Source organism: Mucilaginibacter sp. (assembly GCF_036383575.1).
In the GTDB taxonomy this organism is placed as follows: Bacteria; Bacteroidota; Bacteroidia; order Sphingobacteriales; family Sphingobacteriaceae; genus Mucilaginibacter.
In genome coordinates this window covers 1-17,848 of sequence record NZ_DASVOB010000189.1, presented here as the reverse complement: position 1 = coordinate 17,848, position 17,848 = coordinate 1, and the positions used below count along the sequence as shown (strand labels likewise).

14 protein-coding genes and 1 pseudogene are annotated in these 17,848 nt (G+C 43.6%); 11 read left to right on the top strand and 4 right to left on the bottom strand.

From position 1 onward, the window contains the following. The 8 genes and pseudogenes from VF500_RS06985 to VF500_RS06950 all read left to right on the top strand — a co-directional run. A pseudogene (locus tag VF500_RS06985) lies at window positions 1-462 on the top strand (SusC/RagA family TonB-linked outer membrane protein); the annotation flags it as partial. An 18-nt stretch (window positions 463-480) separates the two neighbouring features. Next, window positions 481-1,956, top strand: coding sequence for a RagB/SusD family nutrient uptake outer membrane protein (locus VF500_RS06980; RefSeq protein WP_330858978.1), 1,476 nt, complete (start codon window positions 481-483; stop codon window positions 1,954-1,956). 24 nt (window positions 1,957-1,980) lie between these two features. Then, window positions 1,981-3,501: a SusF/SusE family outer membrane protein gene (locus VF500_RS06975; protein ID WP_330858977.1), complete on the top strand. Its 1,521-nt coding sequence runs from the start codon at window positions 1,981-1,983 to the stop codon at window positions 3,499-3,501. 31 nt (window positions 3,502-3,532) lie between these two features. Then, window positions 3,533-5,299 (top strand): glycoside hydrolase family 66 protein, encoded by a 1,767-nt coding sequence (locus tag VF500_RS06970; protein WP_330858976.1) that lies wholly within the window; start codon window positions 3,533-3,535, stop codon window positions 5,297-5,299. 101 nt (window positions 5,300-5,400) lie between these two features. Further along, a complete protein-coding gene (locus tag VF500_RS06965) occupies window positions 5,401-8,079 on the top strand; it encodes a glycogen debranching protein (RefSeq protein ID WP_330858975.1) in 2,679 nt (892 codons plus the stop codon). 264 nt (window positions 8,080-8,343) lie between these two features. Next, window positions 8,344-8,646, top strand: a complete 303-nt coding sequence (locus VF500_RS06960; RefSeq protein WP_330858974.1) for a hypothetical protein — start codon at window positions 8,344-8,346, stop codon at window positions 8,644-8,646. Window positions 8,647-8,781: 135 nt separating this feature from the next. Next, on the top strand, window positions 8,782-9,120 hold the full coding sequence (locus VF500_RS06955; protein WP_330858973.1) for a hypothetical protein: 339 nt from the start codon (window positions 8,782-8,784) through the stop codon (window positions 9,118-9,120). Between the two features lie 224 nt (window positions 9,121-9,344). Next, window positions 9,345-10,142, top strand: a complete 798-nt coding sequence (locus VF500_RS06950) for a hypothetical protein (protein ID WP_330858972.1) — start codon at window positions 9,345-9,347, stop codon at window positions 10,140-10,142. A gap of 298 nt (window positions 10,143-10,440) precedes the next feature. Here the strand turns inward: VF500_RS06950 and VF500_RS06945 are convergent, their stop codons facing one another. Continuing rightward, window positions 10,441-10,668 carry a hypothetical protein gene (locus VF500_RS06945; RefSeq protein ID WP_330858971.1) on the bottom strand — a complete coding sequence of 76 codons (228 nt, stop codon included), beginning with the start codon at window positions 10,666-10,668 and terminating at the stop codon, window positions 10,441-10,443. 293 nt (window positions 10,669-10,961) lie between these two features. On the opposite strand from VF500_RS06945, the gene VF500_RS06940 reads away from it, so the two are divergent. Continuing rightward, a complete protein-coding gene (locus VF500_RS06940; protein WP_330858970.1) occupies window positions 10,962-13,109 on the top strand; it encodes an alpha-L-fucosidase in 2,148 nt (715 codons plus the stop codon). A 316-nt stretch (window positions 13,110-13,425) separates the two neighbouring features. Here VF500_RS06940 and VF500_RS06935 read toward each other — a convergent pair whose 3' ends face one another. The 3 genes from VF500_RS06935 to VF500_RS06925 are packed head-to-tail and all read right to left on the bottom strand — an operon-like array spanning window position 13,426 to window position 14,938. Beyond that, window positions 13,426-14,121: an ATP-dependent Clp protease proteolytic subunit gene (locus tag VF500_RS06935; protein ID WP_330858969.1), complete on the bottom strand. Its 696-nt coding sequence runs from the start codon at window positions 14,119-14,121 to the stop codon at window positions 13,426-13,428. Window positions 14,122-14,133: 12 nt separating this feature from the next. After that, entirely contained in the window at window positions 14,134-14,406 is a 273-nt protein-coding gene (locus VF500_RS06930; RefSeq protein ID WP_330858968.1) for a hypothetical protein, read from the bottom strand. Next, a complete protein-coding gene (locus tag VF500_RS06925; protein ID WP_330858967.1) occupies window positions 14,387-14,938 on the bottom strand; it encodes a sigma-70 family RNA polymerase sigma factor in 552 nt (183 codons plus the stop codon). Before VF500_RS06925 ends, VF500_RS06930 begins: the two co-directional genes overlap by 20 nt. A gap of 432 nt (window positions 14,939-15,370) precedes the next feature. Here VF500_RS06925 and VF500_RS06920 point away from each other — a divergent pair, with 432 nt between their 5' ends. Both VF500_RS06920 and lysA read left to right on the top strand, forming a co-directional pair. After that, on the top strand, window positions 15,371-16,681 hold the full coding sequence (locus tag VF500_RS06920; protein ID WP_330858966.1) for an aspartate kinase: 1,311 nt from the start codon (window positions 15,371-15,373) through the stop codon (window positions 16,679-16,681). A gap of 125 nt (window positions 16,682-16,806) precedes the next feature. Further along, window positions 16,807-17,848: diaminopimelate decarboxylase (gene lysA / locus VF500_RS06915; RefSeq protein ID WP_330858965.1), on the top strand; the 1,042-nt coding region annotated here is incomplete at its 3' end.

Below are 17,848 nucleotides of genomic sequence, written 5' to 3'. Positions count from 1 at the left end.
ATGAACAATACCTTCAGCTATGCCGGGTTTGATCTGAGCGTGTTTTTACAGGGTGTGTACGGCAATAAGATCTTTAATGCCAACAATGTATACCAGGAAAGCATGGCAGTTGCCCAAAACCAAACGGCAAGGGTTTTAGGCCGTTGGGAAGGTGAGGGCACCAGTAATACCATACCAAGGGCTATCTACAATGACCCTAATAAAAACTCCCGTATTTCAGATCGTTTTGTGGAGGATGGCTCGTACCTGCGGATAAAAACAGCAACATTGGGCTATACCCTGCCCGATGCGCTGATAAAAAAAGCAGGCTTCAGCAGGGCGCACATTTATGTTACCGGACAAAACCTGTTCACGTTCACTAAATACACAGGTTTCGACCCCGAGGTTGGTAGCAACGGCATCGACTTTAGTGTGTACCCCGTTACCCGCACCATTAGTTTAGGTATCAATTTAACACTTTAACATTTAAAGCATTAAGTAATGAAAATCAATAAATATATAATCGCTTTAGTGCTTACTGCCGCTTTTGTAGGTTGTAAAAAGGATTTCCTTGATAAAGCGCCGCTCGACTCTGTAAACACAGCCAACTATTATAAAACTGCAGAGGACGCCGTGAACGCTGTAAATGCCGCTTACCAGCCTTTGCAGCGTCCCAAACTGTATAACTTCAGGATCTGGACCACTGATATCATGGCCGGTAACAGTGTAACCGGGGCAGGCGGCGGTACCGATGGTATCGAAACCCAGGATGAGCAAAATTTTGTCACCACATCGGCCAATGCGGGTGTACTCGATGTTTACCGCGGGCCTGCACCGGGCATTTTGCAATGCAATATTGTTTTGCAAAAGGTGCCGGCCATTAACATGGATGAAACCCTGAAGAACCGCGTTTTGGGCGAAGCCAAATTTTTAAGGGCGCTTTACTACTTTAACCTGGTACGTTTATTTGGCGATGTCCCGCTGATAACCAAACCACAAGTGGTAGGGGACGATCTTAAAGTAAAACGAGCACCTAAAGCCGATGTGTATGCGCTCATTATCCAGGATTTGACCGATGCGATAGCTGCATTGCCTGCTGCGACCAGTTACAGCGGTGCCGATATTGGCCGGGCATCAAAAGGCTCAGCTACCGGTTTGCTGGCCAAGGTTTATTTAACATTGGGCAACTATCAAAAAACGGTTGACCTGTGTAAGCAGGTAACAGCCCTGGGTTATTCACTCAATACAAATTATGCCGATAACTTTTCGGCCACAAAAAAGAATACTGCCGAATCATTGTTTGAAGTGCAATACAGCGGCGCAACCACCTATGGCTTTTTTGACGATTTTAATCAGGCTTCGTGGACAAGCACTTTTACTGGTCCGCGCAATTCTGATTTTGTGGGTGGTGCTTATGGATGGGATCAGCCAACGCAGGAGTTTGTAAATGATTATGAAAGCGGCGATCTGCGTAAAGACCTTACCGTGCTTTATCCCGGCTGCCCGGCTTTTGACGGTAAAACCTACCAGGCATCGTATTCAAGCACAGGCTTCAATCTGCGTAAATTCCTGGTGCCGAAATCAATCTCGCCAGATTACAATACCAATCCTGCCGATTTTCCGGTTTTGCGCTATGCCGATGTATTGCTGATGCAGGCCGAAGCCATGAACGAACTTGGTCAGGCAGGTGCCGAAGCCCCCCTGAATTTGGTACGTAACCGTGCCGGTTTGGCAAGTGTGGCCGCTGGCTTATCTAAAGATGCTTTCCGTACTAAGGTACTGCATGAACGCCGCATGGAACTTGCCTTTGAGGGCCAGCGCTGGTTTGACCTGATCAGGATCAACAACGGTCAGTACGGGCTTGATTTTCTGCATTCAATAGGTAAGGTAAATGCTACAGCTAAATTTCTGTTACTGCCGATACCTCAACAGGAAATTGACGCCAACTCAAATCTAACCCAAAACCCCGGTTATTAATTCATCAAAATACAGATCATCAAAATGAAAGCTTTAAACTTCAATGGTGTTTATGCACCAGGATCAAAACATACAAAATCCGCATTATGGGCACTGATGATGGTATCGTTTATATCACTTTTTGCTTTTTCATGTAAAAAAGATAACATAACTGCCAAGGTAACATCAACTCCGGTGCTATCGGCCTCGTCAAATGCGGTAGTACTTACCCGCGATAATGCCGCAAATCAGGCATTGACTTTAAGCTGGACGGCAGCAAATGTTCAGGGCATACAAGGCTCGGTGACTTACTTTTTGCAATGGGATATTAAAGGGAACAACTTTGCCAATGCCGCTAATGTTAAATTAGGAAAAGACACGTTGACCAAAGCTTACACACAGGAGGCACTGAACGATATGTTCATCACCCTGCCTACAGCCACGGCTACCGCTGTAGAAATGCGTTTGGTTACGGCCACTTCCGATGGCTCGGTATCTCCGTTTAACTCCAATGTTGTAGCATTAACAGTAACTACATATTCCAAAACTATCCCACCGCCTTACAGCCAGTTATGGATGGTAGGGGATGCCACCCCTAAAGGCTGGGATATAAGCAATGCTACGCCGATGGTTCAGGATGGTAATGATCCGTACCTGTTCACCTACACCGGGGTATTGGTTGCCGGTGAATTTAAAATTGCTACGGTCAAGGATTTTGGCGGCGCGTTTTATCGCCCGCTGGCAAATCATCCTGCACTTACCGAAACTGCCGTTCAGGTAAGCAGCGGTGATCCGGATAATAAATGGCAGATCACCGCAGCGCAGGCCGGTAATTATAAGATCACGCTTAACCTGCATACCAACACCATCAGCATAGTCAACACCGATCCGCCAAAGGCCCCATTTAGCCAGTTATGGTTACTGGGCGATGCAACACCGGGTGGCTGGAGCCTTGATGCTGTTACGCCGTTAATAGTTGATGCCAGCGATTCGTTCATATTCACCTGGACAGGGCCGCTTGTGGCCGGCGACTTCAAAATTGCAACCGCTAAAGATTTTAATGCGCCGTTTTACAGACCAACAACCAATGCACCCGATCTATCAGCAACTGCGGTGCAGCTTAACGCGGGCGACCCGGATAACAAATGGCACATTACAACAGCAAGTACCTATAAGATCACCCTGAACCTGCATACCAATACCATCAGCATTGTCAATACGGTAGTCTCTACCCCGCCGTACACAGCACTATGGCTCATTGGCGACGCTACGCCCGGAGGCTGGAGCCTTGATGCCGCCACGCCGATGGTGAAAAGTGCCGCGGATCCATTCGTGTTTAGCTGGACGGGGCCGCTGGTAGCCGGCGAGTTCAAGATAGGCACCGCTAAAGATTTTGGCGCGAAGTTCTATCGCCCGGTTAGTGATCACCCGGCATTATCGGCAACCACGGTTCAGCTGAGTTCAGGTGACCCGGATAATAAGTGGGTAGTCACCGCCTCGACCGCAGGTAACTATAAAATAACCCTTAATATGAAGGATCTGAGCGTTGCCATCGTAAAACAATAATCAATTGAAAACAGGAAATAAAATACATGAAATGAAAATATACAGTGCAGGAGTGTTGATGATGCTGGCCGCCATAAGCTGCGGCTGCAAAAAAGATAAACTGGTTGATAATACCGGTTTAATAAAAACAATAGCGGCAACTAACCTTGCCGGCATCAATACCGATAAAGCTTTTTATAAACCCGGCGATGAAATTGTTTTTACGCTTGATAAAGCCCTGCCTGCTACGGCAAAGGTGAGGTACAAACAGGCTGGCGCCATTGTACAATCAGGAACAGTAACGGGTACTTCCTGGAAATGGACAGCCCCGGCAGCGGATTTTACCGGCTATATGGTTGAGCTTTTTGATACCGTAAACGGCCAGGAGAAAATTTACGGAACCATTGCGGTTGATGTGTCATCAGATCCTGCACGTTTTCCGCGGAATGGTTTTTTATCAGCCTATGGTAAACTGAGCAATGCTGACATCAAAACCGTGATGAGCTCGCTGAACCGTTACCACATGAACTATGTGCAGTTTCAGGATTGGGAGTATAAACATCATGAACCGCTGGCCGGTACAGTGGCTAAACCTGATGCCAGCTGGAAAGACATCGCCAACCGCGATAATTACCTTACCACTGTTCAGGACTACATTACGGCAGCGCACGGGTATAACATGAAAACCCTGCATTATAACCTGGCTTACGGCTCGTTGAATGACGCAGCTGCCGATGGTGTAAACGAGCAATGGTATTTGTTTGATGATGCTACCCACACCAAAAAAGAGGTAGCCACCCTGCCGCAGCCTCCTTTTAAAAGCGACCTGTATATCATGGATCCCTCAAATGCAGGCTGGCAGCAATACCTGGCCGGAAAAACCAACGAAATGTACCAGGTATTTAATTTTGATGGCTACCAGATAGATCAGTTGGGCAACCGTGATAAAACCTTGTACAATTATACTGGCAGTATAGTTGATCTGCCTACGGCTTTTAACTCATTTATTAAGGCCATGAAAGTGGCTTCGCCAACCAAAAGGCTGGTCATGAACGCGGTAACGCAGTACGGGCAGCCACAAATTGCCGACACCCCGGTTGATTTTCTGTATTCCGAAGTCTGGTCACCAAATGAAGGTTATAAAGACCTTGCCGATATTATTAAAAGTAACGATGCCCTGACCGGCGGCACTAAAAAGAGCGTGCTTGCTGCTTATATGGATTATGACCTGGCAAGTAACCCGGGATATTTCAGCACCCCCGGTGTTTTATTTACCGATGCGGTGATCTTCGCGCATGGCGGCTCGCACCTGGAATTGGGCGAACATATGCTGGGCAAGGAGTATTTTCCCAACAATAACCTGCAAATGCGCGATGACCTGAAAACAGCCATGGTCAGCTATTATGATTTTTTAACAGCCTATGAAAACCTGCTTCGCGATGGGGGAACGTTTAACAATCCCGCTATAACTCCGGGCGATAGTCAAACAAAACTGAATAACTTTCCACCGCAAACCGGGCAGGTATCAGTTATAGGTAAAGATCTGGGCAGCAAACAGGTCATTCACCTCATCAACTTTGCCAATGCCGCAAGTTTTGACTGGCGAGATCGTAATGGTACTCAAGCAGCTCCGCATCCTGTAAGCAATGGCCGTTTTAATTTTACAGCTACAAAAACCGTTAAAAAGATCTGGGTGGCATCGCCGGATATTGATGGTGGGGCATCGAAAGATGTGACCTATACACAATCGGGAAATACAGTTACTTTTACACTACCAATGCTCAAATACTGGGATATGGTAGTGGTTGAGTATCAGTAGTAAATGTTGATGCCTGTTAGTAAAAGGCTTTACGCTTTCTTATTCCACCGGGGCTATACTTTGCCCGGTGGAATATTGGTTTATAATTAAAATATCTTCTAATGAAATATTCTGTTTCTGTAATTATTAGCTTATTGCTTAATGTTGGTTATGTAAGCGCACAAAGCAGCAAACCTGTTTATGCTTCTAAGGCCTATACTATTTATCCGGATAGGGTAGTACAGGGAAAATATACTGCAATAGCGGCGTCGCCAACCGATCTGCAATCTAACTATCAGAGCCCGGCTAACCTGTATAAAAGTCCGGTGGTTGATTTTAAGTTCAGCATCAACGGCAAGGATAATGAAATGCCATCTGGTAACGATCATCATTTTATTTGCCCGGCTCAAAATAACGAAACCCCGCTGATCAGGTTTGGTGAACCCGATGCCGATAAGAAAATAGCGTCCGCCGGCGCTTACCTGAAACCATCTACGCAATTTAAGATCCGTGTTGATATGCGGGCTGTGCTTGAGGCTTTTAAAGCAAAAGGCTATTACACCTGCTTTAACGGCGTTAAGATCTATAAAGATGATTTTAAAGGGGTATTTGTAGCAGGCAGCACTGCACCTATGATCTGGGATTTTAACAATTTAATTAATCACCCCGAACTGGAACTGAAAGATGCCGACGGTGATGGTATTTATGAAACTACGCTGATCTTGAACAAACCACAGGACGCCAACAATACCGCTTCTGTATGGAAAATGAGCAAGGATGTCAGTGCTTTTCCGCAATACAGGTCGCCGTATGTATTATCAGATGCACTTTACAACCTGTCATTAGAGGAAATGCAGAAGGCGGTTGAACCCGATAGTACTTTTCGTACAGGTAAGGAGTGGAGTGGCGTTTGGACAAGGGATATCAGTTATAGCATCATCCTTTCCATGGCTGTTCTGCAACCTAAAGTTGCCGTTTACAGTCTCATGCGCAAGGTGAAAAATGGCAGGATCATCCAGGATACCGGTACGGGCGGAGCTTACCCCGTATCGTCCGATAGGATGATCTGGGCCGTGGCCGCCTGGGAGGTGTATAAGGTAACCGGTGATAAAGAATGGCTGAAGAAAGCGTATCAGATCATTAAAAAATCGGCCGCCGATGATGCCTTGAATGTGTACGACAGGCAAACCGGCCTGGTACGCGGCGAATCATCATTTTTAGACTGGCGCGAAGAAACATATCCCAAATGGATGCAACCGGCCGATATTTATGAGTCGGAATGTTTAGGCACCAGCGTAGTGCATTACCAGGTGAATAAGGTATTAGCTGCTATGGCTGGTTTATTGGACGACAAAGCCGCAGTTAAAGGCTATCTTGACGAAGCCGCCACCATAAAAAAAGGTTTAAACAATTTATGGTTGCCCGGCCAGGGCTATTATGGTCAGTACCTTTACGGCAGGAACAACAAAACGGTATCACCGCGGTCAGAAGCTTTAGGAGAGGCGCTTGCTGTGTTATTTGATGTTGCTGATGCCGGTAAACAACAAAGTGTAATTGCCAATACTCCTGTAAACGAGTTCGGTATTCCATGTATTTACCCGCAGATCCCTAATATTTTACCGTATCATAATAATGCGGTATGGCCCTTTGTGGAAACTTACTGGGCTATGGCATCGGCAAAAGCCGGTAACGAAACATCGGTAATGCGGGCTATCAGTGCTATTTATCGCCCGGCCGCGCTGTGGCTTACCAATAAGGAAAACTTTGTAGCCAGCGATGGAGATTTTGCCGGTACGCAGATCAATAGCAGCAATATGCTGTGGAGTTTATCGGGTAACATCGCGTTGGTATATAAAGTATTGTTCGGTATTCATTATAATGAAAATAGCCTGCAGTTTGCGCCATTTGTACCGAAGGCCCTGGCCGGTGGGCGCTCGTTACATCATTTCAAATACCGCAATGCTGTGTTGGATATTGACATGACCGGTTATGGTAATCAAATTAAAACCATAACGCTTGATGGGAAAGCTTTGACTGGGGGCGTAATACCCGCCGGTTTAAAAGGAAACCATAATGTTAAGATAACGCTGGCCAATAATGTGCTTTCGGGTAAAAGCAATTTGGCTCCGGGTTATACCGCTCCTGAGACTCCGGTTGTTACATATGCAAAGGGCAAACTTACCTGGCCAAAAGCACAGGATGCTGTAAATTACCGGGTAATTAAAAACGGGCAGCCTGTTGCCGTAACAAAAACGCTGAGCTATGCGGTAAATGCAGGTTTATATGCCGAATACCAGGTTATAGCCATGGATGCCAAAGGAATAACCTCATTTGCAAGCGAACCTGTTCTGGTTATTCCGGCAAGTGCTCAGCAAATTATCGAGGCTGAAACCATTGCTGACAAATCAGACCTTCCTTACAAAGGGTTTACAGGTGATGGTTTTGTGGAGATCAGCAAAACTATAAACACCACGCTGAATATCCCGGTGAATATAGCCAGGGAGGGCATTTATGTTATAGACCTGCGATATGCCAACGGTAACGGGCCTATTAATACCGAAAACAAATGTGCTATACGCACATTGAACGTTGATGACCATTTTACAGGAACCATTGTACTGCCGCAACGTGGTAAAGGCGAATGGAGCAATTGGGGATACAGCAACGGGGTAAAGGTTAAGCTAAGTAAGGGCAAGTATCTTATATCACTTCTGTTTAAAGATGCCAACGAAAATATGAATATTGACGTTAACCAGGCCATGGTTGATCATATCCGCCTGATCAGGACTGGCAATGATTGATACACTTTGATTCGAAACTGATATTCACAGATAGGTCTCTCTTTAAAAAATACGCGTTATTTGAAAAGTGCCCAGGTGAGATTGAGCACTTTTAGTTGATTATATTTGACATTATTAAGCGTTCCGTGGTTAGCTACGGGGCGCTTTTTTGTGGAAGGGTGTTGTTAAGCGAAAATGCTTAAAGAAAACCCGGGGGCGTGACGGTTTTTCATCATCAATATTGATGTTTCTTGAGTTAAGTCTTGTTTGTTTATATTTATTGGTATGGAAAGTACTTTAACAGATGTTCAACAAAAGCTTGCTGATTTCATGAGTGATATATCTGAAGAGGCATATACTGCCGGGTGGATGAGTAACCTGGAATATGCTCTGTGGGGTGCTGTATTGAATGGGCCGGTAAAGTATGGGCGTTATTTTATCAGTCAGGATGATATCAATACCCTGATCAAACTATCAAATGAATTTAACTGTTGGATTTATTTTGATCACGATACGTTGGAGACAGCGATTCCAATCACTGAATGGCGGGAAAAATATAACAGTTACTTAATTCAAAATTCCGGTTAACAGGAGAGTGACCGGCATCGCATCTTTTGGAAGCTGATAAATGTTTTTCTCCCGGTATTGTTAATCCGCTTCGTAATAAATAACTTTGTTTTGCCCGCAAATAAAGGGCAAAACAAATCAACACCCAACCTTATCATGTCAGAAAACACCCAAACCACCTCAGCGGTTGATATCAACGAAATGTATCAATACGCCACTAATCTTTTCATCGGCGGACAAAATGCTTACGAAGTAAAAACAGCACTGCTTGAACGCGGCCTTGATGAAGAAAATGCCAACTATATTGTAGAACAGCTTGATCAGCAAATTAATGAGGCCCGGAAAACACGTGCTAAAAAGGATATGCTTTACGGGGCATTATGGTGCGTTGGCGGTCTCGTTTTAACATTAGCACATATCGGTTTCATATTTTGGGGCGCGATAGTTTTTGGTGGGATCCAATTTTTCAGAGGAGTGATCGCATTTAATCAATAATATTTTAGGCTGAGCTAATTGAAGATACCTTTGCATCCAATTACTTGGCCCGGTAAGTAAAAAATTTGACGGTACTTTTCAACGGTTCAGGAACAGGACATTCGCAGATATTTTTGATGAAATGATGGGATAGGGCTTATTGTTAATATTTGTTAAATGCACCAAGGTTAACAATTTATGTGTTATATTTAGGTAACCTACTTTACCTGTTAACTGAACCCGTCATGAAAACATTGAAACTTACCGCCACAGTAATATTGATGCTCCTGTCAATAAACCTGTTTGCTCAGCGTATTAAAGGAATCGTGATTGATAAAACTACTTATTTGCCGGTTGCAAACGCCTTTATCAGCACACGGGTGTCAAAAAGTATAAGTAGTGCAGAGGGGAAATTTGTATTAGCCAGTGTAAAACCCGGCGATACTTTAAGGATCAGCAGTATTGGATACAAACCATTCAGGCTTATAGTCAGTTTTTTGAAATTTGATACTTTAAGGTGCTACATTGATCCAGATGCAACAGTTTTAAGTGAAGTGAAAATCAGGGCCAGGCGTAACGCTAAAGCCGATTCATTACGCAACCGGAGGGAGTTTGCCTCTGTTTTTGCCTATCATGGCTCAACCATAAAAGATGCGTTTATAACACGTCCGGCTGATCTTGATTTTGGTAAACCCAGCAATCACATAAATGCAGATAAAAGTACTGCAACTATTTTGAGTATTAACCTGCTTTCGGTTGTTGATATGCTAACAAAAAACAAAGCTCCGCAATCAAAACTGCAGAAGATCTTGTTGAAGGATGAAGAAGATGAGTATGTCGACAGGTTTTTTTCGCCCGAAAAGGTAAGCTCGATAACCAATCTCAAAGGGGATTCACTGCAAAATTTCATGAACCAATATCACCCCGATATTAAAAAAGTGAAAAAGATGAGCGATTATGATATGATCGGCTATATTAAAAAGAGTTATACCGAATATCTCAAATCAGGAGGGAAACAAACAACGCCGCTTTTTGGAAGATGAAATTGTCTTGTTAGATGATTTCGTTACCTTTCGATCACCAGGTACTTTTTATTACAGCTGAAACAAAAATACCTTTTAACCGGTAACCAAAATGTCAATAGCTTTAACAATCGTGGTCTCTTAATCCTTTGGCCGGTGTTAGTTTGGCAGTTTGGACAAAATGTGCGACTGTGCCTTTTATTTGAAGGTTCATTTTTAGTATCTACAATATGCATAATATGAATACAATTAAACCCATTGTATCCTCATAACCACGCTTTTATTGATTGAACACCCTAAATAAAAAGGGAATTAGTTTTTATGAGGCTTTGCTTTTGTATTGTGTGCCCGTAAGCACCGGCGATTTTTTGTTAAACCTATTCCATTCATCAATATTTACCAGGCCTGGAGCAGTTGCATAGTGTTTCCTGTTTGTAGGACAGGTGACTGAAAAACCTTTGCGGTTTTGTTCAATTACCGGACGTGCACCGCATTCTTTGCAAGGCTCACAATGGATATTGGGTTGGATCTGTATAGGTTCTGCCATTTACGTTTTTTTAAAGGTTAACTAAACTCTTACCACAGGACAAGAGGGTTTTTCATCATGAATTAGGGTTTGGGTTCTGACATTACAAAGATGCAAATAATATTTTTATTAAAAAATTGCAATTTGTGAAGAGGATTTCACAATTATGTAACACTTTAATTAACAAAAGTGTAAAATCGACTAAGGATGTGTGCATAATTGTGCAATTGTAGGTTTACAGTCAACTCCTTTAAGTTGTGCTTTTTTTGTTTATTAACAACTTTTTTACACTTTGGGCTATTGAATCCATCACCATGAAAAAAAGCATCTACTTCCTGTTATCCTTATTAGTTTGCACTCATTTTGCATTTGCACAACCATCCTCACCTTCGGTAAAGCAATGGCAGGATCAAAAGTTTTCCATGTTTATCCATTTCGGTGGTATTTACTCAGTTTTAGGTGGTGTTTGGGATGGTAAGCCTGTTAGCCGTGGTTTAAGCGAGCAGATCCAGGCACATGCAGGGATCTACAGTGATACCTATGCCAACCTGGCTAAAAATTTTAACCCCCTAAACTGGAATGCCGACAGTATTGCACTGTTGGCTAAAGCTGCCGGAATGCGCTCTATAGTACTCACCTCAAAGCATCACGACGGATTTTGCATGTTTAAAACAGCGACCACCGATTTTAATGTGGTTGATGCTACACCCTTTAAACGCGATGTGGTAAAGGAAATGGCCGAGGCCTGCAAAAGGCATGGCTTAAGGTTTGGGTTATATTTTTCATTGATCGATTGGCATTATCCGCAGGCATCACCCATCTCAAGCCATAATTCAGATTATGTAACGCCAGAGCATCATGAGTATAATAAAAAGCAGGTGACCGAGCTGTTATCAAACTATGGTACTATATCTGAACTTTGGTTTGATATGGGATCGCAAAGCCCTGAGCAAAGTAAAGAACTTTATCAACTGGTACACCGCTTGCAACCCGATTGTATGGTGAGCAGTCGCTTGGGTAATGACCAGGGTGATTTTGCGGTTATGGGTGATAATCAGTATCCCGATTATTCCATCGGTGTGCCATGGCAGTCGCCGGCTTCATTTTTTGATGAAACATGGGGCTACAGGTCATGGCAAAAACGCGGTAGCGAGGATGAGAAATATAAAGAGAAACTGGAAAGCCTGATCCGGGTGATCAGCAGGGGAGGTAATTACCTGCTCAATATCGGGCCTAAAGGTGATGGCTCAGTTGTGGGATTTGAAAAAGATGTTTTATTGAAAATAGGGGCCTGGCTTCATAAAAATGCCGGAGCTGTTTACGGTACCACCGCCGATCCGTTTTTTACTGCCTTTAACTGGGGGAACATAACCAGCAAGCCTGATAAATTGTACCTTTTTGTAACCTCGGTACCGGCCGATGGCCTGATCACTTTGCCGGGCCTGGAAGGCAAGATCGGTAACGTATCTGTTTTAGGCGAACAACAATCGCTTAACTTTAAGCAAACTGCCGGCGCTGCTGTGATAACCTTACCTGCTGGTTTTGACAATGAAAAACAGATCAAAGTAATAGCAGTTGATATTGCTGAAGGTTATAAAGTACAGCCAATTCACATCCTGAGCAGCAGTTATGATCATATAAATTTGGATGAGCATAATGCCTATAACTACTATAGCTCATCAGGTATTGATTACAATAGTAATTATCAAAGCACAGTAAAACAAGCCTGGACAATAAAGCCAAAGCACAAAGGCAAATATCTGCCCACTATACAGTATACCGATGAAGAGAAGGGTGGTGTAATTGACCTGACGGTTAATAATGTAACCACCACAGTTAAGCTTGAGGGCGACAGGTTGATGAAGTTTAAATCGGACACCGCTAAAATAAAATGGGGCCCTCTTTATATTACCGGGCCATATTCGGCAGGTTTAGGTGGTTTAAATGGCAGTGCTGATAAGATTGATGTAGCCAAACCATATACCAACGATTTGGATAAACCATGGCAGCGCATGGATAATTACAAGAATGGCCAGCAAATTGAATTGCCGGCAGGTATGGATAATGCGTATTATATTTTACAAAATATCAATATAAAACAAGGAACAATTTATGCGCAGGTTAAAATTACCAGCGGCGATGGTGTTATTGTATTGCTGAATGGCAAGCAATTGCTGATCAATAATAACTCCGGCAAAGCTGCTTCGGTAAGCCATGTTATTGGGTTCAACCTAATGGCGGGAAATAACCAATTGTTGATAAAGGTGTTCAATAACTTTAAAAAGAATATCCCTTTTGCCATTAGCCATAGTATTCCGCAAAATATCTACATAAAAGATCTTGATCCTTTGATGTTAGATGCTAATAAACTTTACCCGGTGAGTTTGAAGTTGCATGAGCCGGCATCGCCACATCAAACGTTAAAGCTGCCGAACCTTGAAGTTTGGTTTGCAAAAAAATAGAAAAGCGGGAATATCAGGAGGTTGTATCATCAATCAAATTGACCAGCCCTGGTGTTGTGTTACGTATGAATTGAAATTTAGCCGATAATATTTATACAAAAAGGGGGTTAACACATTTTCTGTATAGAAATCATTTAATTATCTGATTATTAACTATGTGTGGAAATGTTAGCCCCGAATTGTGTTAACCCTGTTAACCCCCTTTTGTTAGTAGCGTCAATCCACCCCAAAAACTATATATTACTTAAGCAGCTGAATAAGTCAGAAAATGAGGCTGATCATGATTTGTGATACAGCCTCTGAAAAAAGCCGTTGATCAATCTTCCCTGGCTCCCAAAACCTCATCGATCATCCCGAAAGCTTTGGCTTCTTTGGCTATCATCCAATAGTCGCGGTCAGATACTTCATGAATCCGTTCGTAGGTTTGGCCGCTGTGTTTGGCTGCTATTTCATATAGTTCCCTTTTCATTTTGGCAATTTGTTTGGCAGCAATTTCAATGTCCGACTCCTGCCCCTGCGCCCCGCCCGACGGCTGGTGCAGCATCACTCTTGAATGTGGCAACGCGGCCCGTTTGCCTTTAGCTCCTGCACACAGTAATGTGGAAGCCATAGAGGCAGCCATGCCCGTACAAATAGTAGCCACGTCAGGCGATATGAATTGCATGGTATCATAGATCCCTAACCCGGCATATACCGAACCTCCCGGCGAATTGATGTAGATCTGGATATCCTTTTTGGCATCGGCCGATTGCAGGAACAGTAATTGCGCCTGGATTATGTTAGCTACCTGTTCATCTATCGCGGTGCCCAGGAAAATGATCCTGTCCATCATCAATCTCGAAAAAACATCCATTTGCGATATGTTGAGTTGGCGCTCTTCCATAATATAGGGTGTCATACCCATGTTTATTTTGCTGGTGTTTACCTGTGCGATAAACCTGTCGACATGTAAACTTTGGACACGGCGGTGCCCCACCGCATATTTGCGGAACTCATTTTGATTGATATTCATAAAATTTAGCTTTTAGCGTTTGCGAAATAAACGCATGATCTTTTGCCTGAAGCCTTCGTGTTCAGGCTGGCTGAATAGTTTTTGATGCACGGCTTCAATCTCGGCCCTGAGGTTGTTACGGCCGTATTGCTGCACCAGGCTCAAGGTTTGCTTATGCCACAACACTTGGTATTTAAGTTCAGGGTTGATGATCAGTTGGGCCTCAAACAGTAACGCCTCATCAGGTGCTGCCTGTTTCAGGACATGATCATCGATCTCCTTTATCTCATTCAATGAAGTCCTCATATGCCAGCGATTGTTCTTTAACTGTTTCCCTTACTTTTTCAATGCATTTATACTTTTGCACAGTAGCCGAGCGCTCACCCGCGTAGCCGAATAAGCCCGCTACCTCCTTCATTGGCAGCTTATGGTAGTAAAAAGCACTCAACAACTCCATACATTTTTTACCGGCAGTTTCCAGGTAATGCATCAGTTTATTGGTGGATGGTTGTTCATCGGCTTCATCGGTAATATCAAAGCCTTCAATACAATTATCAAGCGGCAGGTTGTTGTTACCATCCCTGAACTTTTTAAACCAAAGGTGTTTGGTAATGCCCAACAGGTAGGCTTTTTCACTGCTTTGCAGGGATAGATCGCCACCAACTGCTTTCTCGTAATAAATAACAAGTGCATCCTGGAAAATATCCTTTGCATCATCAAAGGAGCCCCCCATTTTACTTACGTATTTCGCCACCGTTGGGAAAGCGCTTTTGTAAAGCTCCGTAATGAGTTTTTCCCTTTGGGCCGCCGGTTTATCAAAAACTATCTCATGTGTCATGATCAATGCGTTTAATAGTAAGTGCGCAAAACGGATGATATATCACCGTGAAGTTAGAAAATATTTTTTGTCATGTTGAACGAAGTGAAACATCTTCTTCGTTATCGCTAACCATAACATAACTAAAAATTATCGTCATGTTGAACTTGTTTCAACACCTCACTCGCTAAGCCACATGCTAAGCAAATCGCCTACCTTTCTTGTGGGGTGCTGAAACAAGTTCATCATGACGGCGTGGAGGTATCATTTCACCTTTAGAGTCCGCGGATTTAAAAACTCAGGATGACAAGCACCCTCTCAAATTTTAATTCAGTTCATATTACAGATAAGCGTTTTAAAACACTATTTTTAGCGCCTCAAATATTGATGCTTGAAAATCAGTAAAATGATAGCTCAAACATCAGTTCATATACGGTTAACAGCAACATAAAAATGAAAGTTTTAAAATTTGGTGGGACATCAGTAGGTAGCCCCGCCCGGATGAAAGCGCTGCTTGATATCATTAACCCGGCCGAGCGCCAGGTAGTGGTGCTATCGGCAGTATCAGGCACAACAAACAGCCTTGTAGAAATTGGACAAGCATACCTCGCCGGCGATAAGAAGAAGGCGGTTCAGCTGATTACTATCCTGAAAGATAAGTACGAAATTTTTATTAAGGAATTGTTTGTGAAGCCTGAGTTTTTAGCCCAGGGCAAAGAGGTTATCGACTACCATTTTTCATTACTGAGCAACCTTGCTAATGATCTGTTCACCCATATTGAAGATAAGATCATTGTGGCACAGGGCGAGCTGCTTTCAACTACGCTTTATCATGTTTATTTGAAGGAGATAGGTGTACCATCGGTACTGCTGCCTGCTTTGGATTTTATGAAGACCGATGAGGATAACGAACCCATTGTTGACCACATCACCGAAAACCTGCTTCCGCTGCTTGATAAACACCCTGAAGTAAACCTGTTTATTACCCAGGGCTATATTTGCCGCAATGCTTATGGCGAGATAGATAACCTGCGCCGTGGTGGCAGTGATTATACGGCTTCGCTAATTGGTGCCGGTATCCGCAGCGAGGAAGTACAGATCTGGACGGATATTGACGGCATGCACAATAACGATCCGCGAATCGTAAAAGGCACACAGCCTATAGCTCAGCTGTCATTTGATGAGGCTGCCGAGCTTGCTTATTTTGGCGCGAAGATCCTGCACCCGCAAAGTGTGTTCCCTGCTCAAAAATATAAGATCCCGGTTCGTTTGTTAAACACCATGGATCCTAAAGCTCAGGGTACCCTGATTACCAATACCAGCGAAAAGGATAAGATCAAATCAATTGCTGCTAAAGATGCCATTACGGCCATCAAGATCCAATCGAGCAGGATGCTTTTAGCGCATGGTTTTTTACGCAAGGTGTTTGAAGTGTTTGAGCGCTATAAAACATCTATCGATATGATCACTACATCAGAAGTGGGCGTTTCTGTAACCATCGATGATACTACTTATCTTGGCGACATCACCAAAGAGTTGAATACATACGGTTCGGTGGAGATAGATGTGAACCAAACCATCATTTGCGTGGTAGGTGATTTTGGTGCCGAAAAACATGGTTATGCTGCCCGTGTGCTGGAAGCTGTTAAGCATATCCCATTAAGGATGATATCATATGGCGGCAGTGATCATAACCTGTCGTTACTGGTAAAAACCGAGGACAAAGTTGAAACTTTGAGGAGCTTACATAACAGGTTATTTTAAGCCCCCTCTAAATCTCCCCCGGTAGGGGAGACTTTTTGTTGTTTTTAATAATTCTTTAGGTCTTCAATTCAAAGTCCTCCCTACCGGGGAGGATTTAGGAGGGGCCGATTTGATGATATACTACAATGTTCACAAGTAAAACTATAGATAAATTTAACGGCTTAGATACCCCGTTTTATTACTACGATCTTGAGGTGCTTAAAAACACCCTGAGTGCCTGTCGCGATGCATCTGCAAAGCATGGCTTTCATGTGCATTATGCTATGAAGGCCAACTTTAACCCAAAGGTTATTGACACCATCCAAACTTACGGTTTTGGTGCTGATTGCGTGAGCGGGGGCGAGGTTAAAGCGGCCATTGAGCATGGCTTTGATAAAGGCAAGGTTGTATTTGCTGGTGTAGGTAAATCTGACCGTGAAATAAACCTGGCCCTTGATGCTGATATTTTCTGCTTCAATGTGGAATCCATCCATGAGCTTTTTATTATCGATGGCCTTGCCAAAGCAAAAAATAAAAAAGCAGGTGTAGCTATCCGGATCAACCCTAACGTTGATGCCCATACCCATCATTTTATCACTACCGGTCTTGATGAAAACAAGTTCGGGATCAACACCTGGCAATTGCCCGATGTAGCTGCCGCTTTACGCAAGTGCGATAACCTGCAGTTTTTAGGCATTCACTTCCACATCGGTTCACAAATTACCGACCTGGAAGTTTACAAAAACCTGTGTACCCGTATTAACGAAATGCAGGAATGGTTTGAAGACCGCGGCTTCCCAATAAAAGTGTTAAACACCGGCGGTGGTTTGGGTGTCGACTACTATAACCCCGACAACAATATTGCCGATTTTGAAGCTTATTTCCAGGTATTCAAAAACTTCCTGAACGTTAAGCCGGGACAAGAAGTGCATTTTGAATTAGGTCGAGCTTTGGTAGCGCAAAGCGCCTCATTGATATCACGTGTGCTTTACGTTAAGAACGGGCAGAAAAAGAACTTCCTGATCCTCGATGCAGGCATGACCGAACTGATCCGCCCGATGCTTTACCAGGCTTATCATCAGATAGAGAACTTAAGTCGGAAGTCGGAAGCCGGCAAGTCCGAAAGTTTGAAATATGATGTTGTGGGCCCGATATGCGAAAGCACAGATTGTTTTCAGAAAGATGTAG